Raw genomic sequence first — 21,070 nt, forward strand, 5'->3', positions numbered from 1 at the left:
TTTAGCGCGGTAAATGAAGCTATTTGAAACATTAAAATCCGTTTTCAGTCAGCCAGTTGCGACATAGTTCGAACCAGAGCATTTTAGTTTTCAAATCATATAAGCCGAAACCATGGCCACCGGATTGGATCAGGTGCATCTCCGTCTTTACACCGGCTTTCAGCAATGCGTCAAAAAATAGTGAGCTGTTTTTCAACGGAATAACGTCGTCATCGAGCGCGTGGATGAGGAAAGTCGGAGGTGTACGAGCTGTCACGTGTTTGTTGGTGCTGTAAAAATTCAGCGCGCTGGGCGAGGGGTTTTTGCCGATCAGGTTTTCCCTCGTCCTCGGTACCTGCGGGTCTGTAATGGTCACAGGGTACAGCAGTATTATGAAATCGGGCCGGACGCTGGTGCCTTCTTTGTTTTCTATGACTTTTCGATCAAACTGGGTTCCGGCAGCCGATACCAGGTGCCCTCCCGCCGAAAGGCCCATCATGCCTACTTTGTCCGGGTCAATACCATATTTTGTGGCTTTTTCACGAATGATTTTTAAAGCGGTTTGAGCGTCCTGCAATGGGCCGATGGATTTATTTTTCATGATCTGATCACTGGGAAGGCGGTATTTGAGCACGAAGGCAGTAATGCCGATTTCAGTGAAGGCACGGGCAATTTCGACGCATTTCTTTGGAGACAACACAAAATATCCTCCACCTGGGCAGATGATCATAGCAGTTCTCGATGAAGATTTTTTGGCAGGAAAATAAGCGCTCAATGTTGGGACGGTTACCTGACTGATCAGCCCTGAACTGTCGGTTTGCTCCACATAACCGACCGGTGGGGTTTTCGAATCCGGGATGCTTTGTGAATATAGAGGGATGACCTCGTCCTGAGCGTGGGCAGACTGAAAAACGAGGATGAGAGCGAATGCGAAAATGATGTTTTTCAATGGCTTTAATGATTTTAGATCAATACTGCCGATGAAATTACAGCACGAATGGAAGACACAATGTGCCAAAATTCTCAATTTTTACAACCCTGCTTTTCGGTAATGGATAGGCTGGACATGATACATGACTTTAAATGCCCGGCTGAATGCGCTGGAACTTTCAAATCCGCAGGAACCGGCAATTTCGGCAACTGCTAAATTCGTCCCTACTAACAATTCCGCCGCACGCATCAGTCGGATCCGCATTAAATATTGGTGGGGACTATGCCGAAAGACCGATTTAAACTGCCGGATTAGTTGTGGAATGGACATGCATGCCTCCCGACTGAGGCTATTCAAATCCGGACTGGCGGCGTAGGACGAATGAAGCATATCTCTTGCAATGCACAAACGTTTGTATAGCTCATTTCGGGTACTGCACTTGATGGCTTCCACCTCATTCATGGCTCTCACATCTGCCCGGTAGGTGCGCGCGAGCTCTTGCATAAAATATAAAAGGTGTTCGTCTACCATGGCATCGCTGTAACCTTGCTGGTTGAGGTCCCTGATTAGTCCCAAAACATGCAGCTGAATTTCTGGTGTGATTTGATTGAGCGTCTGGAAGAATTCGGGTAATATTCCAGTCTGCTGAAACGGATTGTCCAGTGAAGATTCCTCACTTTGAAGCAGATCGCGGAATGCGGAAATCGCAAAATCATTTTTAAAAAAGATCGAAAAGCACCTCACCTTTTCGTGGGCATCGATCCGGCAGGAATAATTTTGCTCATTGTTCAATATCAGGAATAAACCTGGTCTTACAGCCAGTTTTCGCTGACCGATCCCGTACCATTCCTCGCCGCTGAGCACGGTCTTAAATGACAAACAGCCCACATGATCATCGCAATGACTGTCCGAACTGACTGCATTGAAAATCACATTGTGCTTTTTGAACTGCCCAAAATGGGCCTCCTCATTAAATCCGGCAGCATTATGATCAGGCAAGCTTGTGAAGTACATACGTTTTTTAAAGAGATATACAAATGGTCATTAAATCGCGCCACTCGCTGTTGGGCGATCGACAACAATTTAATGACCATTTGAAATACTTACGAATGTCCTTTTATTTTTTGTAAACGCGGTATAGGCGGCCCTGATCGGTAACGGCATACAACGCGCCGTCCTTGCCTTGCGTAATGTCACGGAAACGTTGTCCTTCGCCCGAAAGCAGCCTTTCTTCGCCCACTACCTTGTTGTTCTCAATGACAAGCCGGGCAATGTGCATGCTGCTCAATCCACTGATAAACAAGTTATTTTTCCATTCAGGAATGCTGTCGCTGCTATAAAACGTAATGCCGCTCGGTGAAACGACCGGGTCCCAGTAATAGACAGGTTGTTCCATTCCTTCTTTTACCTGGATAGAGTCACCGATTTTCTTGCCGCTGTACTCAATTCCGTAAGTAATGGTAGGCCAGCCGTAATTTTTTCCTGCTTCAATGCGATTTAGCTCGTCGCCGCCTCTTGGCCCGAATTCAACTTCCCACAAATCGCCTGTTACGGGGTGAAATGCAAGTCCCTGCACATTGCGGTGTCCGTAAGAGTACAGTTCGGGTTTCGCGCCTGCTTTGCCTTCAAACGGGTTACCTGCCACAGGTTTACCGTCTTTGGTAATGCGGATCACTTTTCCGAGGCTGGAATTCAAATGTTGTGCTTGTGGCCTGGAAACGGTATCCGAACGTTCGCCGGTACTGATGACCAGGTCATTATTTTTGTCAAACAAAATGCGTCCACCGTAATGGAGATTGCTCGGAAATGCTGGCGTGGCGCGGTAAATGACAGTCGCGCCTTCGATTTTCTTGTCGTCGGCTGACAGTTTTCCTTTCGCTACCGAAGTCAGGTTACCGCCGGGGCGAGCTTCTGCGAATACCCAGTATACCAGTCTGTTCTTTTCAAACTCAGGGTCCACACGGATACCCAGCAAACCGCCCTGGCCTTCGGCATTCACTGCGGGAATACCGGTAATGGGTGCGCTTACTACGCCGGCAGTAGTCGCAATGCGCATTGTTCCTGCCTTTTCAGTGATGATCAGGCGACCATCCGGCAGCGTCGTAATTCCCCACGGGTTTTTCAGGTCACTGTTCAAAACCTTGCCTTCGTAAGGAGTAGTTGATTTCACGCCTGCGATCCTGGTTTGCCCCTCGAATGCAGGTTTGTAATCGGAATTGGCCTTTTGGGTTTCAACAGGCGCCGCCGTACTGTCGGTTTGAGCAGCGTCGGATGTTTCTGACGTCTTTTTTTGACAGGACGCAAAAGCCAAAGTAGCTCCTGCGATGATCAGCAAAATACTTTTAGTCATTGTTCTTGATGTTAATAGGTTTCGAAATCGGACCGGTGATATGTCATTTTAGCATATATCCATACTTATAACTGCAAAGGTCGATTTTACGATCAAAATAAATCAATATAATTCAAGAACGTGTCACTTATTGTATTTCCAAAACCTGCCTTTTCCCTCCGCAATCCACTCCAATGACTGCTCTATTCTGCTCTGCCGCGTGGCTTCTGATTTGGCATCTATGATCCAGACCAGGTAGTCTTTCCGAAATGAGGCCGGTTTGGTTTCGAATATTTCCTTCGCTGCGGGATTTGCCGCCAATTTTTCTGCAAAATAATCGGGTATTTCTAAAACTTTCGGTGCCTCCGGTTTGTCCGACTTCCGCGGTTTTAATTTGATACCATTATCATTCAACGACATTGCTTCTTTGATCAAAGCGACCAGCTCGGCATCCGGTGGCAAATCTGACAAACTCTTGATTTTTCCCATAAACCGCTGCGACGCTTCCAAATCGGCGTTTTCCTGCAACCTGGGATCATTCATCAAGGACGCTTTCCAGAAGCTAAACGAGCAATGTTGCTTGTAGGCCGCCAGAATGCACATCATTTCACCTTTGTAATCCAAATGCGGAATGCCCCATTTCAGGACTTCTTTCACATCCGGGCATGCATCGTGCACGAGTTGAAGTAAATGTTCCAGGATCGGCTGCGCAAAATCCGGTGATTTTGCAATGTAGTCGGCGACTTGTTGATTGGTTGTGGCCATTCCGAAAGCTATTTTAATGTCAGCAATAATTCATCCAGTCCTTCCATAGTCAGCGCCAATCCTTCTTTCAGACCCATTTGAATGACCGTTTCCAGATCGCCCAGGGATTGATAGGTTACGATGGTGTTTACAATCGTATTTTCTGAAAAATCTTCAAAGCTGGTCTGCCAGTTGGCTCTTGGTAAATTCGGATTGAGCTGACCTTCCGAGTCACAAAAGCCATCCAGTGCATTAAAACTCGTAATTGGCTGAATTTTCACATAGTCCATTCGTCCCCAATGCTCGTCTCCTTCGGGGCTGACCATCGCATACAACCAGTGACCTCCCTCCCGAAAATCCATCGTTTTGGTTTTGGCTTTCCAGGGTTTCGGGGCGAACCATCGGTCGAGTAATTCGCTCTCCGTGTAGGCCGACCAAACGAGCTGACGATTGGCGGCGAATTCACGTTTCACGGTGATGGTGTTGGTTTCCTTATCCACAAGGAAGTCAAATTGCAGGTTACTGTTCATGATTTATTGTTTTTGAGTTTAAATAATAGTTCGTCGAGTTGATCAAAACGGTTTTCCCAAATCTTCCTGAATTGTTCCAGCCATTTATCAATTTCTTTCATTTTGGCGATTTCGAGTTGGTAGTAGATTTCCCTTCCTCGGAATTCCTGATGTACCAGCTCGCATTCTGTCAGTATTCTCAAATGTTTGGAAACGCCTTGCCTTGTCATGTTAAAGTGATCGGCGAGGGCGTTAGGCGTCATCGCCTGCAGCGCAATCATCGCAATGATGGCCCGTCTGGTCGGGTCCGCTATGGCCTGAAAAATATCTCTTCTCATAGGTCTGTTCTTATATTTAAGAAACTAATCGGTTGCGAATATATGAGCAACTTTTCGGTTGCGCAAAAGTTTTCCTGTTTTTTTTTCAAAAAGTTAGAGAAAAGGTTGAAAACTGCTCAGATTAGAAGCAAAATGAGTTGCTTTTCCCTGTCCAAAGGTGAACGTTAAATGTCCGATTCTGGACAAATCGTATCAGGCTGAGGTAGGAATAGTGCCCATTTGAGATTATGGCGGCACTTTTCAATTTTGGCACACGATTTGTTATACCGAAAGAGATTATATATATCATTGCAAAGCACAGACCTGATCGATCAATGAGAAGAAGTGATTTAGGCGAGTTTGAAGAAGTGGTGCTGCTAACAGTGGCAGCCCTGTCGCCCAATGCCTACACCGTGGCCGTTGCCGAGGAACTTGAACGGGAAACCGGCAATATGGTGACTTCCGGAGCAGTACATGCAGCTCTTCAACGCCTCGAACAAAAAGGATATGTGCGGTCGGTGTGGGGAGAGGCCACCGCCGAAAGGGGCGGGCGCAGAAAGCGGCTATTTACTGTATCAGCCCTGGGCGGTCGAATCCTGGAAGAGGCAAGAGCGGTTCGCAACAGGTTGTGGGACAGGATCCTGCCCACAATTCGCCTGGACTGGAACTGATCGCCGAGCAAAACAACGCTATGAAATCAGAACGATCATCATCAAATAAAACACCCGGCCAGCCGCCGAAGCACCTGACCCGGTTCGTGGAGTGGCTCATGGCCCCACACCTGCGAGAGCACGTTATGGGCGACCTGCACGAGCGGTACGAGCGACGGATGCGGATACACGGGAAGGCCAGCGCCCGCAGACGTTACTGGCTGGAAACAATGGCGTATATGAGGCCTGCATTTATCAAAAGACAAAAAAATGAATATCCTTCACCTTTATTACTGAGTATAGCCATGATACAAAACTATTTCAAGATCGCCTGGCGTAATTTATTGAAAAACAAATTCTATTCCCTGATCAATGGTGCCGGACTTACCCTGGGACTGGGCGTAGGGATCCTGATTTTATTGTGGGTACAGGATGAGCTCAGTTTTGACCGGTTTCACAAACAATCTGACGAGATTTATAAACTTGAAAACCGTGTCGGAACGGGTTCCAGCAAGCAGATATGGACTTCGACGGTTGCTCCCATCGCAGTATTGGGGAAAAGGGAGTTGCCTGAGATCAAGGATGGCGTGAGAATGTCGTACAACGATTCTTATATTTTGTTCAGGTACAAGGACAAGGTTTTCAACGAAGAGAACTCGTCTTTCACCGATCCGAGTCTGTTTTCTGTTTTTGATTTCAATCTCATCAAAGGGAATGCTGAAAAGCCGTTTTCGGATGATAATTCTGTGGTACTTACTGAAACCACCGCAAAAAAATACTTCGGGGACGAAGACCCGATCGGGAAAATTCTCGCAGCAAATAACAAAGTGAATTTTACGGTCAGTGGCGTGGTGAAAGATTTTCCCAAGAATTCGACCATTCAGGGCGATCTGTTCCTGCCGATCGGCAAATTGTTCAAAGATATGTACAGCAGAAGGCAGGATGGTCGAAATAAGGATAATGATTTCCATCAGTTCAATTACAGTACTTACCTGCTTTTACAACCCGGGCAAGATATTGCTAACCTGGCCGACAAGCTTCGGAACATCCATTTACGCAATAAAGCCGACGATACCGACCTTACCTACCTTTTGCAACCGCTTGCCAGCAAACATTTATATAAAGCCGACGGATCGGATGGTGGCATTTCAACCGTCAGAATGTTTATGATCATTGCATTACTGATCCTTGGCATTGCCTGCATTAATTACGTTAATTTGTCCACCGCGCGGGCTATGCTTCGTTCGAAGGAAGTGAGTATGCGCAAGATCGTGGGCGCGGCGCGAAAGCAACTTTTCCTGCAATTTATCATTGAAACTGCGCTCGTGTTCGGCATATCGTCGGTAGTCGCTGTGACCCTTATTTATACATTGCTACCATTTTATAATGAGCTGTCAGGCAAACAATTGGCTTTTGATCTGACTAATTTTCAGATCTGGAAAATCATCGGATTGACACTTTTGGGAACATTGGCGGTGTCCAGTATTTATCCGGCATTTTTGCTGTCTTCTTTTGATCCGCTGAAAGCATTTAAGGGAAAAGCATCGATAGGAATTGGCGACGTTGCGTTACGAAAAGTGCTCGTAGTGGCACAGTTCGCCGTTTCTGTCATTCTCATCATTGGCACTTTTGTGATCAGTACGCAGCTGAAATACATTCAATCCAAAGCATTGGGCTACGATAAAAGCCACGTTCTGTCATTCACAATGCGAAATATGGGGAACCATTATGAGGCTGTGAAAGCGGATTTACTTAGTCAGCCAGGCGTCGCAGGCGTTACCCGCGCGAATTCAAACATCGTCAGGATTGGTAGCCAGACCGGTAGTAATGAGTGGGATGGGAAGGAGCAGGGGGAAACGATGATGACGCGCCCGATGGCTATTGATAAGGATTTTATGTCATTTTTTAAAATGCAGCTAACAGAAGGTGCCGGGTTTACAGGTTCTGTTTCCGATTCCTCGCATTTTATATTGAATGAGACTGCTATTAAAGCAAGCCGGATAAAGGATCCGATTGGAAAACGGTTTAAGCTCTGGGATCGGGAAGGTACCATTATCGGTGTAGTCAAAGATTTTCACACCACATCGATGAGGCAGAAAATCGATCCTGCTGTTTTCTTCTACGATGCTGGTGAAGCCAACCGGATTTATATCAAAACAAAAAGTCAGGATGCGGAGAAAGTGATCGCAGCAGCCGAACGTTCATGGAAACAATACAATGGTGATTTTGCATTCAGCTATGCTTTTCTGGACGATGCTTTTAATGATCTGTACAGAGCCGAACAGCAAAGTGGCGTGCTCTTCAACCTGTTCGCAGCGATCGCCATTGTGATTTCCTGTCTGGGATTATTTGGTCTAGCAGCGTATACGGCCCAAGTTCGCACCCGCGAAATCGGCGTCCGCAAAGTGCTGGGTTCCAGTGTTACGGGCATTGTCAGGCTGCTTGCCAAAGATTTCATCCAGCTGATCATCATTGCCATTGTCATTGCAGTACCCATCGCGTGGTACAGTATGAATAGCTGGCTGGCCGATTTTGCCTATAAAATCAGTATTTCCTGGTGGATGTTCGCTGCGGCAGGAGGTATGGCGCTCGCGGTGGCGATGCTTACCATTAGTTTTCAGAGTATCAAGGCGGCATTGATGAATCCGGTGAAGAGTTTGCGGAGCGAGTGATATGCTTGGCCGGGTATTTATTTTTTAAATACCCGTGCCTGGTTCAAAACCGTTTACCAATGGTCAGCGAAAATTGTGGAAAAATAATATCTCCGTTTGTATCGAATTGCATACCTGCCGTAGCACCAATCGCTATGTTTCGCTTGAAAGTGTATCGTCCAAAGAGCTGGAATAATCCTCCCGCCGCGATGGTACGTTGGGGCTCATTGTTTCTAAGGATTCTTACAGGCAACGGATATCCGGTGAGTGCGGGAAAAAGAATTTCGTTGCTTGATAATGAACTTGTCTGATACCGGGCCAATGCGCCAAGTTTGACGCCAAAATCAGCCCTTTTCTGCCTCAGGAAGTGATAACCCAGTTTCCCAGCTAATTGCATTCCCGTAGTGTTGAATCGGTATGACATATCTTCTTGCGGCTGACCTTCCACTTGTACGAGAAAAAGTTCAGAACCATCATGAATAGTGGTTGTGAATTCCGTCGACCACGAAAGCCTTGGACGAAACTTTTTTTCGTATTCAAACCCGACCTGTACCCCATAAATATCCCCGGTACCAGCCTTGCCGAAACCGATATTAGCGGTCAAAAGACGGTCTGGAAGCGAGTGAACGCCCTGACCAATGGATTTTCCGGTTAATAGCAAGCAAATACTGAGTAGTAATAATTTTTTCATCCGTGAGTTTTTGATGATTGGAGATGTAAGCTAGAACTTTCTTTTGAATGTCTGAGGGTTATTTGTAACCAGGGGTTTATTTTTTTTGAGTAGAAAAATATCCCCCTAACCAAATTTGCTTTCCTCCAAAATCCTCCGAATATTCGCATTCCTTTTAAAAACAAAGTCCAATGAAAAATCTCAGAAGTTTTGCCCTGTTATGGTGCGGGTGTGGTGAAAACCCCCCGGACGCACACTTTGTTTGCGTAAGGACACCTTAGACAGGGCTTTTTTTAAATCCTTTTAAAAACAAAGTCCAATGCACACAATTCAAAATGACGAGTCGGAAGACTGCGCGTCTGCGGACTACGCGTCTGCGGACTGCGCGTCTGCGGACTCGCTCCGGCAGGCCTACGGCCGCAAAGTACAGGATTTGCTCTCTCAATGCGACGCTGCGACCTGGATCGAAGATCTCTGGCAGATGTACACGGGCTACACGGTTTTTGTGCAGGAGTCGGGTTACGATCCCCGAGGTAGTGACAGATTCGTGTCTTTCCGTGAGTTGGTGTTTTTCTTCCAGGACGTAGGGAAGATGGAGAAGTAAGAGACTAAGACGGGGCAATCGGCGAGGAGCTGATTGCCTTTTTTGCTTAGTATTGAAAAAATGACGTGTAATTCAATCTGGTAAGGTGTGAGCCTGTGAGCTTTATTGTCACTTATACTTTCACATAATTTTCATCGTATTCGCGAGGGAGGAAGAAACCCTTGATGCAGTTAGGATTGCGAATACAAATTTGCATATGTTTTTTTTTCGAAAATCCGGAGTGGGGATAAAATCTGATGTTTTGTAAACTCAATCACGAGCCTGTAAGTGGTACATTGATTGGTGAGACGGCTATTTAAGCCACTTCTGGACGGGTTTAGCGCACCTGGCGTCCGCCGGCACAAGTCGCAGGAGAGGGAGGTTATTTGCGACTCTCTTGTTTATTGGCTTGACCTGCAAAGCGTTGTCCAGAAAACTTTGCTAATAATCACTAACCATTGACTTAATCTCAGTTAATAGTCGATGGCAAAACAAATTTTACGGCCTAGAAAACTCAAAAAGAACTAGCTTGCCTTTTCGATCAATGATATTGTAGCCACACTGGCCATCAGCAAGTTGACTTATATACTGAGAGTCACGTGAATAAACTAATGGCCTGAATTCACCACGTTCATTACTATACTTGTACACATAAATCCATCCACATTGATCTTCAAGACGATGACTTACATCGTTACGGAGCAAAATTAAGGAAGCATCTATAACTTTTGTTGCTTGATTTCTTGTCACATTGAGCGTAGTTGCGATCAAGGATGTATCAACGTCATGTATATTGCCGATTTTTTCTGAATTTATAAATAACAGTGTGTCACCTTCATCAATTTTATAATAAAAACTCCTGATTACATTTTTCTTTGTTTCAGGAAAGCTCACTAATATGCTATCAATCAATAGAATACTGTTTTCTATTTCCGCGACACTACTATTGAAAACTAGGTGATCTCTATCTACTTTGGCCTTACATGACCAAATAGCAATTGCGATTAAAAAAGCAGTCTTAATAATTTTTCCCATTGTAATATATCCTCGTTTATCCCTTGTGATGCAAGGCTGCTTCTTCAGATCGAAATAGGCAAAGTCCCACCTCCTTGTACAAAACCAAGAACTTTCACCTATTGCCTTTCCCCCTCTTGTTCTGTGTTTGTTGTTTAACATAAAAACGGTTATCAAGACTCAAAGGTGGATTTCTGGGCTTAGTTATGGTTTTGAACTTTAAAGCAGAAGGAATAGGATTGTATTTTTTTGCTATATGTAAATTTAACTATTAAAAATTCACATTGAGGTTAGCTATTTGGGCTGATCAATCGGCCATTGCCTGGGGTGCATTTCAAATACGAATCAACGACATAAGCATGGCCAAATTGGTAAGGTGCAACCTGGTGAGCTTTACTATCAGTTATACTTTGCATAATTTTCATCGTATTCGCGAGGGAGGAAGAAACCCTTGATGCAGTTCACATCCATGAAAACCCAAGATCAGGCCTGCTCTTGTGGAATACATAGGTTTTTATACTCTTTTCGTAGTTTTCCCTGTTTGTTGACAATCCCAGCCTCTTTCAGAAAAGAAAGCGATTCTTTCTGTTTCCCTGCCAGCTGTTTTTTCTTATCTTGAATTGCAGCGAGAAATTGATTTCTTTCTGTTTGGCTCATGATCTTTTGTTTCTATGTTTAAAAAAACAATGTTTTGTGGAAAAAACAACAGAGACGCTTCAAAAATTTGAGTTGTATTTGTCAGATCTCAAAAATTTCGCTTGTATGGTGCGAAAAATCAAGGGCGTGCGGAGGCTCTATACCCCATTCCATATTTTTGCAAAAAACCTCGCGATCAAAACCATGAAAATTCACATAATGGGCGCATCCTGTGCGGGATCGACCACATTGGGTATGGCCCTGGCAAAGCAATCGGGGATTCCCTATTTCGATACGGACGACTATTTCTGGGAACCGGCTGAAACACCCTACACAGTAAAGCGAAACGCGGAACTCCGGAATCAAATGCTCCTGGACGACCTCGCCCGCCAAAATGACTGGATACTTGGCGGATCTTTGATTAGCTGGGGAAAGCATTGGGCGGCCATGTTCGATCTGGTCGTGTTTCTTTATATCCCAAAAGAGATCAGGCTCCAACGTTTGGTGGAAAGGGAAGAGGAACGTTATGGAGACATGATTTACACAGACGCGGAGCGTAGGCAGCTATTTCAGGAGTTTCTGGATTGGGCATCAAAGTATGATGATGTGGATTTCACGGGCAGGAACATTCGGATACATGAGAATTGGTTAACTCAAATTACCTGCAAAGTGCTTGAAATCAGAGGCGACACGACTGTCGATGAACGCCTGCGGCTGATTAGGGAGGCGCAATTGCAATAGGCCCGGCCATTACGAAATACAAATGCCATTCGTCGACGAAACAGGTTTTCGGCAGACCTAATTTATTAATGCAGATTAAGTTACGCATCATTGTAGATGTAAAACCCAGGTGGTACAAGCAAAATTGTATCGGGGTTCAATCATTTACTTTTCGAAAAATAGCCATGAAACGTAGCTTCATTTTTTTACTGACAATGCTCTGGGGTTGCTCGGATCCTAACCCGGACATCGCGAGTAAATTTGTTGGAAAATACATTTGCGAACAGCAGTCACCCAGTGAGTCGGTTCATACGACCTGGGAAATCTGGCAGGACAAATACAAGGATAAAATAAAGATCAACATTACCGTCAAAACTGATTTCACTCAGGCTGGGAAAGCGGATCAGGTTGAAAGCCTGTCAGTGGATTCTGTTCTGGTCGATTCGGAGTTTACATTACGATTCAATAACAAGTACAAAGGAACGGAAACGGGCCGCATGATATATGGCCAGGCGACGCTTGTAGCCAAGCAGACGCTGGATGCTGACATTACGATCGTTAACGAGCAGGGCGTGCGGGACAGCAAAATTCTGAAATTTGCAAAAACGCGCTAGCATTCAAATAAATCGGGTAAGGTTAAATTCGACCGTGATAGATTAGCAGATTCTTTGATCGCTACTAGTCAAACTCATTATATTTACGGTTGGATTTAACTAAACCCCTATATGTCTGAAAAAGCCAAGCCCGGGGCAGCGGGACAACCTGGAATATTTAGCTTGCTGGTTCCATATAAAGGCTTGATTGTGTTATTGTTGCTCTTTGCATTGCTGAGCAATGGCATCAACCTTTGGCTGCCCAGGATCATCGCCGACGGGATAGACGACTATACTCACCAGCGCTTCGATCTGAAAACCACATTGATTCAGTTTTCGGTCGCGGTGGTTTTGATATTCGTGTTTGGGTATCTTCAGAGTATTATTCAGGTATATGCTTCGGAAAAAGTGGCGAGGGACCTGCGCACCAGGTTATCGGACAAGATTTCGCGGCAAAGTCATGCTTTTATCGAAAAAGCGAACCCATCCAAACTCCTGACTAACCTGACAGCTGATACGGATTCTATCAAACTTTTTGTTTCCCAGGCGATCGTGTCGATCGTATCTTCATTATTTATCATTATCGGGGCCAGCATTCTCTTATTGAGTATCAATTGGAAACTGGCATTGACAGTGATCGCGATCATCCCGATCATTGGTGGTACTTTTTTCCTGACACTCCGTAAAGTGCGTGCACTTTTTGTACAAAGCCGGGAGGTGATCGACTGGCTCAATAAAATCATCAACGAGAGCATTCTTGGCTCTGCATTGATCCGGGTGGTTAACTCCCAGAGCGCGGAATATGCTAAATTTCTGGAAGCCAATACCAAAGCAAAGGACTTTGGGCTAGCTATTTTGGGCCTGTTTGCGGCGCTGATCCCGGTTATTACTTTCACGGCCAATTTGTCCGGGCTGACCATTTTGGTACTGGGCGGGCATTTCGTGATAGACGGGTCGATGACGCTCGGTAGTTTTGCCGCGTTCAACAGTTACCTGATGATGCTGATTTTTCCGATTATGATCATTGGATTTATGAGCAATGTGATCGCGCAGTCGACGGCCTCATTCCAGCGGATCTCAGTGATTTTGAATGCGCCGGACCCGGAAGAGAAAGGCAGCACTAAGGAAATTTTAAAAGGAGATATCGATCTGAAAAACGTGTGGCTGCGGTATGGTGAAAAACCTGCCCTGAAAGACGTTTCCATGTCAGTTAAAGCGGGTTCCAAAATTGCGGTGATCGGCCCGACTGCTGCCGGAAAGACACAACTACTATACCTGCTTACCGGGTTGATCGCCCCGCAAGAAGGCATTGTGGAGTTTGACGGGAAACCCATTGACGATTACGATAGTGAGTCGTTTCATCAGCAGGTCGGTTTTGTTTTTCAGGATAGTATTGTCTTCAATATGAGCATTCGGGAGAACATTGCTTTCAGTACAACCGTTACCAACGAAGCGCTGCAAAAAGCTATTGTTACGGCAGAACTCGCAGATTTTATTGAAAGTTTACCGGAGAAACTGGATACGATTGTTTCGGAACGAGGTTCAAGCCTGTCGGGCGGACAAAAGCAGCGCATTATGCTGGCCCGGGCGCTGGCGGTGAATCCGAAAGTGTTATTACTCGATGATTTCACAGCCCGGGTGGACAATAACACTGAAAAGAAGATCCTGGCCAATGTAGAGCACAATTATCCGGGCATTACATTGATTTCAGTTACCCAAAAAATCGCGGCGATTGAGCATTACGACCAGATCATCGTGCTGATGGAAGGAGAAGTGATCGGAAATGGAACGCATGAGCACCTGCTGGCCACGAGTCCCGAGTATGTCCAGATTTTTAATTCACAACAAAGTACCAGCAACTATGAATTACGATCTTAACAAGCTTTCGGAGGAGGAACAGAAAACGTCTACCTACAAGGCGCTGGGGAAACTGCTGAAACTGATCGCCCACGAGCGTGGTAACCTGTCGCTGGCATTTGTAGCGATCATACTTAACACATCCGTCAATTTGTTCGGCCCGTTCCTGATCGGGCACGCGATCGACAAATATGTGGTGACGAAACAGTTTCATGGTTTGCTGGTGTTTGGGGCCATATTACTGGGTATGTACCTGATCGGACTGGTCACGTCTTATCAGCAAACCAAGCTGATGGGCGGGGTGGGGCAGCGGCTTTTGTTCACATTGCGCAATGCTATTTTTAACAAATTACAACAGCTGCCCGTCGCATTTTTTAATCAAAACAAAGCAGGTGACCTCATATCGCGGGTCAATAATGATACCGACAAGCTGAACCAGTTCTTTTCACAGTCGCTGATGAATTTTGTAGGGAGTATCTTCACCATGCTGGGGGCGGGTATTTTCCTGCTGGCGATCAATTTCAAGCTGGGTGCCGCTGCATTATCGCCTGCGGTGTTGATATTAATTTTTACAATGATATTGTCGCCCTGGATCAAAAGCGCCAATGCGAAAAACCTGAAAAGCACAGGCGGGTTGAGCGCCGAAATTCAGGAGAGCCTGAGCAACTTCAAAGTGGTAATCGCGTTCAACCGGCGAGATTATTTCAGGAAACGTTTTCAGGCCGCGAACCTTGATAACTATCAGACGGCCATCCGGGCGGGGCTTGCCAATAACATCTTTATGCCGGTGTACACGCTCTTTTCCAACATTGCGCAGCTGATCGTACTTACTTATGGCATTTATCTGATCAGTACCGGCGAGTTCAGCATTGGGTTATTGGTGAGTTATATTGCGTATGCGGTCAACTTTTATAATCCGTTGAGACAGCTGGCGGCATTGTGGACGAGCTTTCAAGTGGCTATGGCGGGCTGGGACCGCATTTCTCACATTCTTTCTTTGGAAACAAATCTGGTTGCCATACCTGAGGTACAGGCGGAGCCTGTTGCTTCTTTGCTGGAATTCAGGAATGTAAATTTTGGATATGATACCAAGGAGATTTTGCACCATGTGAGTTTCAAGCTGGAACGCGGCAAAACCTACGCATTGGTAGGGCCGACCGGCGGCGGAAAAACGACTACTGCATCACTCATTGCCCGTCTTTACGATCCCAAAGAAGGTACTGTTCTGCTGGACGGTAAGGATATCCGCAGTTATAGCGCGGAGGAACGCAGCCAAAAGATCGGCTTCATTTTGCAGGAACCGTTTCTGTTTAGCGGAACGATCCGTGAAAATATCCTTTATGGCAATGATCAGTTGAACAGTTATTCCAATGAAAAACTGGAACAGGTCATTCAGGGAGCGAATTTGGGTGAGATACTGGCATTGTTTGAGGATGGGCTTGAAACGAAAGTTACTTCGTCGGGGGACAGCATTAGTTTGGGGCAAAAACAGCTGATCGCATTCATGCGCGCGGTACTGCGCAGCCCCGAGGTACTGATCCTGGATGAAGCCACCGCCAACATTGACACGGTTACCGAAAAGCTGCTGGGTAACATCTTGAAGCAACTTCCCGAGTCCACGACCCAGGTCATTATCGCCCACCGGCTGAATACGATCGAGAATGCGGACGAGATCTTTTTCGTCAATTCCGGCGAAGTCAACCGCGCAGGTTCACTGGACGATGCTATGCATATGTTGCTGAAAGATAAGCGGAGCAGCTAGAACAGGTATGGTTATTTTGGTAAGTCAATGCTGTATCAAATACATCAGCAGCTTTTGACTTATTATGGAAAATTTTACAATGCTTCAGTTCTTTGAATGGTACTACCCAGCGGACGGAAGCCTTTGGCGACATTTTAAAAATGAGGCCGCCCGCCTAAAAAACATGGGTATCGATTCGGTATGGCTGCCTCCTGCGCACAAAGGAATGCAGGGTGCGGATTCGGCGGGTTACGATTCCTACGACTTGTACGATCTGGGGGAGTTTGATCAAAAAGGTTCAGTCAGAACCAAGTACGGGACGAAAGAAGAGCTCATCGAGGCAATTTCGGCGGGAAAAGAGGCCGGTATGCAAGTTTATTGTGACATTGTTCTGAACCACATGGGCGGAGCGGATGAAAAGGAAACAGTGCCCGTCAAAGAAGTTACGCCTGAAAACAGGAACGAGTTTGTCAGCGATACTTTTGAAATAGAAGCCTACACGAAGTTTACGTTTCCCGGCCGGGCTGGCAAATATTCGCAGTTTGAATGGGACTACCATTGTTTTTCGGGTGTGGATTTTAATGCAACAAGTGAGCAAAACTCGATTTTCAGCATTCAAAATGAATATGGTGAGGGCTGGCAGGACGTGCTGGACCTGGAAAACGGTAACTATGATTACCTGATGCTTTCGGACATTGAGTTCCGCAATCCGTTCGTGCGGCAGGAATTGAAAAACTGGGGCGAATGGTTTGTCGAGACTGTAAACTGTGACGGTTTCCGCCTGGATGCCATCAAACACATGGATCCGGCGTTTTTTAATGAATGGCTGGATCATCTTCGCGGGAAATATCAAAAGGAATTTTACACGGTAGGCGAATACTGGGCACCGTATGACCTGGGTTCCATGCTGGCTTACATTGAAGCTACCGAGCACAGAATGTCGTTGTTCGATGCGCCTTTACAAGCCAACTTTTTCAGGGCGTCCAAAGAAAATGAGCATTATGACATGCGTACCATACTGGACGGAACATTGGTTCAAACCATGCCCGAGCTGGCAGTGACGCTGGTGGAAAATCACGATACGCAGCCATTGCAATCTTTGGAACAAACCGTCGAACCCTGGTTCCGTGCGATTGCCTATGCTATTATCCTTTTGAGAGAAGCAGGCTATCCATGCATTTTTTACACGGATATGTACGGATCCAAATACCGGGATGTAGGACCAGATGAGCAGGAACATGAAATTAGTTTGGAGAAATGTGATAACCTGGAAGCGCTTTTGCACACCAGAAAACACCTAGCCTACGGTCCTCAGCATGATTATTTCGACGATGTCAACTGCATTGGCTGGACGAGGGAGGGCGACGAAGCGCATGGAAATTCCGGGTGCGCCGTTCTGGTCTCCAACCACGAGGAGGCGTCTAAGGTTATGCATGTAGGCGTGCAACACGCTGGGAAGACGTTCATCGATCAGCTACAATTCATGAGAGAACCAGTTATAATTGGTGAAGACGGAAATGGAGAGTTTCGGGTGAAAGGCCGTTCCGTAAGTGTGTGGGTGATATCTTAAAGCAAAAACAGCAGGCTCCTCGCGAAGCCTGCTGTTTCAAAAACGCTATCATGATTATCGTTTCATAATCTTTACGGTCTGCGTTTGTGTAGGTGTGCTCACACGCAGAAGATACATACCGGTCTGTTTTTGTGTCATCGGAATGGATTCCTGGTAGTCGCCGGCTCCGGGAGCTACCAGCTTGTCGAGAATGGTACGTCCCGAAACGTCCATTAAAATCAACCGTACCTTTTCACCGATAGCACCTTCCACATGGACTGAAAACTGGTCATCGACCGGGTTTGGATAAGTGGTAACATTGAAATCAGCCTTACTTTCAGAATCTGCGTCGGGTGTACCCTCTGCTTCGGAAGTGCGGCAATTGTAACATTGCATTGCCTTCGGTGGATCGGAAAGGAAAGGCGCTTCTGCATCGGGAGACGTCACGATAGTACCTGCGTTACCCACCGCGAGAAACTGACCATTGCCATGTGTGATGGCTTTCAGATACGTGTTGGTATAATAGTTGGGGACTATGGCCCAGAAGTTGGTACTCGTGGAAGTATAAAATTTACCGCCACTTGTGACCAGGACAAATTGCCCGTTTGCGTAGCATATATCTGAAAAATGAACATCTGACGGCGAAAATTGCTGAGACTTCCAGCCATAACCGTTCAATGATGTAACAATCGTATTGTACGCGCCTACTGCTATCGACCTACCTCCTCCATAAGCTATGCTGGTTAGGTTATTCTTGGTGCCAGTGGCTTTGAATTCCCAGTTCGCTCCCATTGTGGAAGTGGCCAAAACACCCTCCCGACCGACCAGAACAAACTGGTTGTTCACGAAACGAACCTTATTGTAGGAGACAGTTCCTGCCGAATTGGCTTTATACCAGGCCTTTCCGTCCAGGGACCAAAGGATGAGGCCATCGTACCCAACTGCAACAAACCGTCCGTTTCCAAAAGCAACACCTGTAAGCGTTTTCCCAAAAATAATCTGGCTATAACTCCAGTTGATCCCGTCCAGAGAAGTTTGAATGAAAGCATCGGCACCCACTGCAACGAACATGCCTTTTCCAAAAACGACATCATTGAAAGACCTGGCGCCACCGGACAGGTGAATTGTTTGCGAAACCTTATAGTTGACCCCGTCTGCTGAATTGATGATCAGGTTGCTCATTCCTGAACCATATTCAAGTGTTTCGCTACCGACGGCGACAAAACGACCATTTCCAAATGCAGCTCCATTTAAAATCACAGTTGAGAAATTGTGAGTTGGAGAGTACCACGTCTTCCCTTCGTCAGTGGAGGCGCGGAGCGACATATTCGCTCCAGTGGCAATGAAATGGTTTTGTAAAAAACTGACACCGAATACCGCGAGTTTAGCACCAGAATTGGCCATAGGATTGCCCCACCAGTTACCATCGAAGGATCTGAGTACTTTATCTTTGTCATTGACAGCGACAAAACTGCCCGTCGACGGGTTACAAGCTACACCCGTCCACAAAACGTCTCCAGAACCAGCGGGGCCGGATTTCGGTGCCCAGTTTATACTGTTGCTGGAATAAACGATAGTGCCCTTGTCGCCTACTGCTGCAAAATTGGTCCATTTGCCAGCTGCAACTGATCGCAATGTGTTGGTCGTTCCGGATGCTCTTTTTGTCCAGTTTGTCCCACTATTCCCGGAAGTGCGTATCTCCCCGTTACTGCCTACGATGACAAAAAGGGCGTTGCCATAGGCCACGTCATGGAGGTGTTCATTAGTACCCGAAGACTGGGTAGTCCAGTTAAAGCCATCAGCAGAAGTAACGACTGTTCCATATTCACCTACGGCAACAAATACGCCACCACCATAGGCTACACTTTGGAGTGACTGAGTAGTACTGGAATTACGCTTGGTCCAGGACAACCCATCCGGCGATGTCAGGATGGTACCCTCGTTCCCAACGGTCACAAACCTGCCATTTGCATAAATAATAGAGCGGAGCCAAGAGTCCCCATCCAAGCCGGTTGGCTGGCTTTCCCAGTTATTGCGGTCGATGGAGGTACGGATCAGGCCCCCGGTCCCTACCTGAACGTACTTACCTGCTCCATAGGCCACATCATAAACATATTGCGACGGTCCGATTCGCTGGAATTCCCAGGTGTTCTGACCACTGGCAGTGAATGTTAAGAAGGTTAATAAAAGTGTGAGTAGGGCATTAAAGGAAAATTGGGAGAACGTTTTTGTAATTAATTTTTTCATGACAAATAGATAATATAATGGACTGAATGATGCTGCCTGCAGGACTCGTTCCCGAAGGCAATGCAAACGTAGCAGGGATAAAAAGCAGCAGCAAAAAACCGCCGTACACAAAAAGTCGACGACCGGTGATATGGCGTATACAATAGGTGTACGAGCATTAAAAAGCACAAAAATTTCCCGGGGAGGTACTAAAACAGCATTTCAGTGCAGGTTTTGAGCGTTTATTTTTTGTTTTGGACAAAACAGTTCACAGGTCAAAAATCGAGTTTAACCTAAGTAATATCACAGTCGGGCTGGCTCGTGTTTGCGGGTTCATGACGGGTATTTCAAATTTGTGAAGGCTTTCATAAGGAGGTCTTAAAATGATCTGTTAGCAATGATGAAAATTTGATTCCCGTTTTCTGGTCAGTGCCGTCGGTGTGCTCTTGACCTAGAAAAACGTTTATAGTTGAGCGTTATCGTTTCTGTTACTCTTTAAGATTTTTTCAAACGACTAATTCAAACCGATCTTGAAATACAAAATTAACGCCGCCGTACTATGCGGCCTGGCCATTGGTTTGCTCGGCTGGTCGTGCAGCCATGAGAAAGAAGAGCCCATTGTTGTAAAACCGGAGCCGCAAAAACTCCGCATTGAAAAGATAACTTCCGGAACTGAAAGCGCCCAGGCTTACGCTTACAATGCCCAGGGCTTGATAGTCCGCTTCACGTCTCATTGGGTTTATCCAAACTCGACAAGCGATGCCAATGCTGTTATCGAGTATGATTCCCTCAGCCGGGTAAGCAAAATCACGGATAATGGATCCAATGCAATACTGTTTTTTTACCGGGGAAATATTTTGGACAAAACTGAGGAGCACGATCATCGGAACCGGCTCTCGGTCAGTCATTTTTACCTGTTTAGTAACGAAGGCAGGTTACTGGAAGTGCTGGATCAGGTGCACGACGCAGACAGTTCCACAAAAGACTATTTTATCAAAAACCGGTACGAATACGATCAGAATAGCAATGTCATGCTGGTGAAATCGTCTATCAGCAGAGCTGTTGGTGAAAAATTTGCCGAATGGCTGGAAGTCCGGTATGAGGAGTACGATACGAAGCTAAATCCGGACCCTGGCTTTATCAATTATCCATTCGTAGGAGGTAAATCTATGCGGCTAAACAATGCTGGGAAGATTACCGTCAGGGATATGAAAACACAGTCCATTGTCTCCGTTCAGCATAATAGCTACACTTATAACAGCCAGGGATACCCCATTAGAAAGGTTCAGGAACTTTCCAGCGCTGGGGCCCGGACAAAAACCACGCTTGACTACCACTACAGCGAATATCAAAAAAAGTGATTTTTAACAA

19 protein-coding genes are annotated in these 21,070 nt (G+C 46.1%); 9 read left to right on the forward strand and 10 right to left on the reverse strand.

Annotation, left to right across the window (positions count from 1 at the left end; translation table 11 throughout):
* Positions 1-31: 31 nt before the first annotated feature.
* The 6 genes from ABIO93_RS07405 to ABIO93_RS07430 all read right to left on the reverse strand — a co-directional run bounded on the left by ABIO93_RS07405 (position 32) and on the right by ABIO93_RS07430 (position 4,830).
* A complete protein-coding gene (locus ABIO93_RS07405; protein WP_348066056.1) occupies positions 32-928 on the reverse strand; it encodes an alpha/beta hydrolase in 897 nt (298 codons plus the stop codon).
* Between the two features lie 81 nt (positions 929-1,009).
* Complete coding sequence (locus tag ABIO93_RS07410; protein ID WP_348066057.1) at positions 1,010-1,924, reverse strand: AraC family transcriptional regulator; 915 nt, start codon at positions 1,922-1,924, stop codon at positions 1,010-1,012.
* Between the two features lie 103 nt (positions 1,925-2,027).
* Positions 2,028-3,260 carry a PQQ-dependent sugar dehydrogenase gene (locus ABIO93_RS07415; protein WP_348066059.1) on the reverse strand — a complete coding sequence of 411 codons (1,233 nt, stop codon included), beginning with the start codon at positions 3,258-3,260 and terminating at the stop codon, positions 2,028-2,030.
* A 123-nt stretch (positions 3,261-3,383) separates the two neighbouring features.
* Positions 3,384-4,004 carry a YdeI/OmpD-associated family protein gene (locus tag ABIO93_RS07420; protein WP_348066061.1) on the reverse strand — a complete coding sequence of 207 codons (621 nt, stop codon included), beginning with the start codon at positions 4,002-4,004 and terminating at the stop codon, positions 3,384-3,386.
* A gap of 8 nt (positions 4,005-4,012) precedes the next feature.
* Positions 4,013-4,513 (reverse strand): SRPBCC domain-containing protein, encoded by a 501-nt coding sequence (locus ABIO93_RS07425; protein WP_348066063.1) that lies wholly within the window; start codon positions 4,511-4,513, stop codon positions 4,013-4,015.
* Positions 4,510-4,830: a metalloregulator ArsR/SmtB family transcription factor gene (locus tag ABIO93_RS07430; protein ID WP_348066065.1), complete on the reverse strand. Its 321-nt coding sequence runs from the start codon at positions 4,828-4,830 to the stop codon at positions 4,510-4,512. Before ABIO93_RS07430 ends, ABIO93_RS07425 begins: the two co-directional genes overlap by 4 nt.
* A gap of 314 nt (positions 4,831-5,144) precedes the next feature.
* Here ABIO93_RS07430 and ABIO93_RS07435 point away from each other — a divergent pair, with 314 nt between their 5' ends.
* Together ABIO93_RS07435 and ABIO93_RS07440 are read left to right on the forward strand one after the other, a co-directional pair.
* Positions 5,145-5,480, forward strand: coding sequence for a helix-turn-helix transcriptional regulator (locus tag ABIO93_RS07435; protein ID WP_348066067.1), 336 nt, complete (start codon positions 5,145-5,147; stop codon positions 5,478-5,480).
* Positions 5,481-5,500: 20 nt separating this feature from the next.
* Complete coding sequence (locus tag ABIO93_RS07440; RefSeq protein WP_348066069.1) at positions 5,501-8,131, forward strand: ABC transporter permease; 2,631 nt, start codon at positions 5,501-5,503, stop codon at positions 8,129-8,131.
* 43 nt (positions 8,132-8,174) lie between these two features.
* Here ABIO93_RS07440 and ABIO93_RS07445 read toward each other — a convergent pair whose 3' ends face one another.
* A complete protein-coding gene (locus ABIO93_RS07445; RefSeq protein WP_348066071.1) occupies positions 8,175-8,801 on the reverse strand; it encodes a hypothetical protein in 627 nt (208 codons plus the stop codon).
* Positions 8,802-9,099: 298 nt separating this feature from the next.
* On the opposite strand from ABIO93_RS07445, the gene ABIO93_RS07450 reads away from it, so the two are divergent.
* On the forward strand, positions 9,100-9,384 hold the full coding sequence (locus ABIO93_RS07450) for a hypothetical protein (protein WP_348066073.1): 285 nt from the start codon (positions 9,100-9,102) through the stop codon (positions 9,382-9,384).
* A 477-nt stretch (positions 9,385-9,861) separates the two neighbouring features.
* On the opposite strand, the gene ABIO93_RS07455 is transcribed toward ABIO93_RS07450, so the two are convergent.
* Together ABIO93_RS07455 and ABIO93_RS07460 are read right to left on the reverse strand one after the other, a co-directional pair.
* Positions 9,862-10,398, reverse strand: coding sequence for a hypothetical protein (locus tag ABIO93_RS07455; protein WP_348066075.1), 537 nt, complete (start codon positions 10,396-10,398; stop codon positions 9,862-9,864).
* Between the two features lie 462 nt (positions 10,399-10,860).
* Positions 10,861-11,034, reverse strand: coding sequence for a hypothetical protein (locus ABIO93_RS07460; protein WP_348066077.1), 174 nt, complete (start codon positions 11,032-11,034; stop codon positions 10,861-10,863).
* 36 nt (positions 11,035-11,070) lie between these two features.
* Here ABIO93_RS07460 and ABIO93_RS07465 point away from each other — a divergent pair, with 36 nt between their 5' ends.
* From ABIO93_RS07465 to ABIO93_RS07485, 5 genes are all read left to right on the forward strand, one after another.
* Entirely contained in the window at positions 11,071-11,754 is a 684-nt protein-coding gene (locus ABIO93_RS07465) for an AAA family ATPase (RefSeq protein WP_348066079.1), read from the forward strand.
* 164 nt (positions 11,755-11,918) lie between these two features.
* On the forward strand, positions 11,919-12,347 hold the full coding sequence (locus ABIO93_RS07470; RefSeq protein WP_348066081.1) for a hypothetical protein: 429 nt from the start codon (positions 11,919-11,921) through the stop codon (positions 12,345-12,347).
* 111 nt (positions 12,348-12,458) lie between these two features.
* Positions 12,459-14,204, forward strand: a complete 1,746-nt coding sequence (locus ABIO93_RS07475) for an ABC transporter ATP-binding protein (protein ID WP_348066083.1) — start codon at positions 12,459-12,461, stop codon at positions 14,202-14,204.
* A complete protein-coding gene (locus tag ABIO93_RS07480; RefSeq protein ID WP_348066085.1) occupies positions 14,188-15,945 on the forward strand; it encodes an ABC transporter ATP-binding protein in 1,758 nt (585 codons plus the stop codon). Before ABIO93_RS07475 ends, ABIO93_RS07480 begins: the two co-directional genes overlap by 17 nt.
* A gap of 64 nt (positions 15,946-16,009) precedes the next feature.
* Positions 16,010-17,494 (forward strand): alpha-amylase, encoded by a 1,485-nt coding sequence (locus ABIO93_RS07485; RefSeq protein WP_348066087.1) that lies wholly within the window; start codon positions 16,010-16,012, stop codon positions 17,492-17,494.
* A 54-nt stretch (positions 17,495-17,548) separates the two neighbouring features.
* Here the strand turns inward: ABIO93_RS07485 and ABIO93_RS07490 are convergent, their stop codons facing one another.
* Positions 17,549-19,720: a T9SS type A sorting domain-containing protein gene (locus tag ABIO93_RS07490; protein ID WP_348066089.1), complete on the reverse strand. Its 2,172-nt coding sequence runs from the start codon at positions 19,718-19,720 to the stop codon at positions 17,549-17,551.
* Positions 19,721-20,229: 509 nt separating this feature from the next.
* Here ABIO93_RS07490 and ABIO93_RS07495 point away from each other — a divergent pair.
* Positions 20,230-21,060 (forward strand): hypothetical protein, encoded by an 831-nt coding sequence (locus ABIO93_RS07495; protein WP_348066091.1) that lies wholly within the window; start codon positions 20,230-20,232, stop codon positions 21,058-21,060.
* The last annotated feature ends 10 nt before the right edge of the window (positions 21,061-21,070 follow it).

The organism is Dyadobacter sp., assembly GCF_039919315.1.
Classification (GTDB): Bacteria; Bacteroidota; Bacteroidia; order Cytophagales; family Spirosomataceae; genus Dyadobacter.

Coding starts and splice junctions, on each gene's coding strand:
- ABIO93_RS07445 (WP_348066071.1), bottom strand. CDS start 8,801: ATGAAAAAATTATTACTACTCAGTATTTGCTTGCTATTAACCGGAAAA.
- ABIO93_RS07425 (WP_348066063.1), bottom strand. CDS start 4,513: ATGAACAGTAACCTGCAATTTGACTTCCTTGTGGATAAGGAAACCAAC.
- ABIO93_RS07450 (WP_348066073.1), top strand. CDS start 9,100: ATGCACACAATTCAAAATGACGAGTCGGAAGACTGCGCGTCTGCGGAC.
- ABIO93_RS07430 (WP_348066065.1), bottom strand. CDS start 4,830: ATGAGAAGAGATATTTTTCAGGCCATAGCGGACCCGACCAGACGGGCC.
- ABIO93_RS07485 (WP_348066087.1), top strand. CDS start 16,010: ATGGAAAATTTTACAATGCTTCAGTTCTTTGAATGGTACTACCCAGCG.
- ABIO93_RS07480 (WP_348066085.1), top strand. CDS start 14,188: ATGAATTACGATCTTAACAAGCTTTCGGAGGAGGAACAGAAAACGTCT.
- ABIO93_RS07490 (WP_348066089.1), bottom strand. CDS start 19,720: ATGAAAAAATTAATTACAAAAACGTTCTCCCAATTTTCCTTTAATGCC.
- ABIO93_RS07415 (WP_348066059.1), bottom strand. CDS start 3,260: ATGACTAAAAGTATTTTGCTGATCATCGCAGGAGCTACTTTGGCTTTT.
- ABIO93_RS07470 (WP_348066081.1), top strand. CDS start 11,919: ATGAAACGTAGCTTCATTTTTTTACTGACAATGCTCTGGGGTTGCTCG.
- ABIO93_RS07440 (WP_348066069.1), top strand. CDS start 5,501: ATGAAATCAGAACGATCATCATCAAATAAAACACCCGGCCAGCCGCCG.
- ABIO93_RS07410 (WP_348066057.1), bottom strand. CDS start 1,924: ATGTACTTCACAAGCTTGCCTGATCATAATGCTGCCGGATTTAATGAG.
- ABIO93_RS07420 (WP_348066061.1), bottom strand. CDS start 4,004: ATGGCCACAACCAATCAACAAGTCGCCGACTACATTGCAAAATCACCG.
- ABIO93_RS07435 (WP_348066067.1), top strand. CDS start 5,145: ATGAGAAGAAGTGATTTAGGCGAGTTTGAAGAAGTGGTGCTGCTAACA.
- ABIO93_RS07475 (WP_348066083.1), top strand. CDS start 12,459: ATGTCTGAAAAAGCCAAGCCCGGGGCAGCGGGACAACCTGGAATATTT.
- ABIO93_RS07455 (WP_348066075.1), bottom strand. CDS start 10,398: ATGGGAAAAATTATTAAGACTGCTTTTTTAATCGCAATTGCTATTTGG.
- ABIO93_RS07460 (WP_348066077.1), bottom strand. CDS start 11,034: ATGAGCCAAACAGAAAGAAATCAATTTCTCGCTGCAATTCAAGATAAG.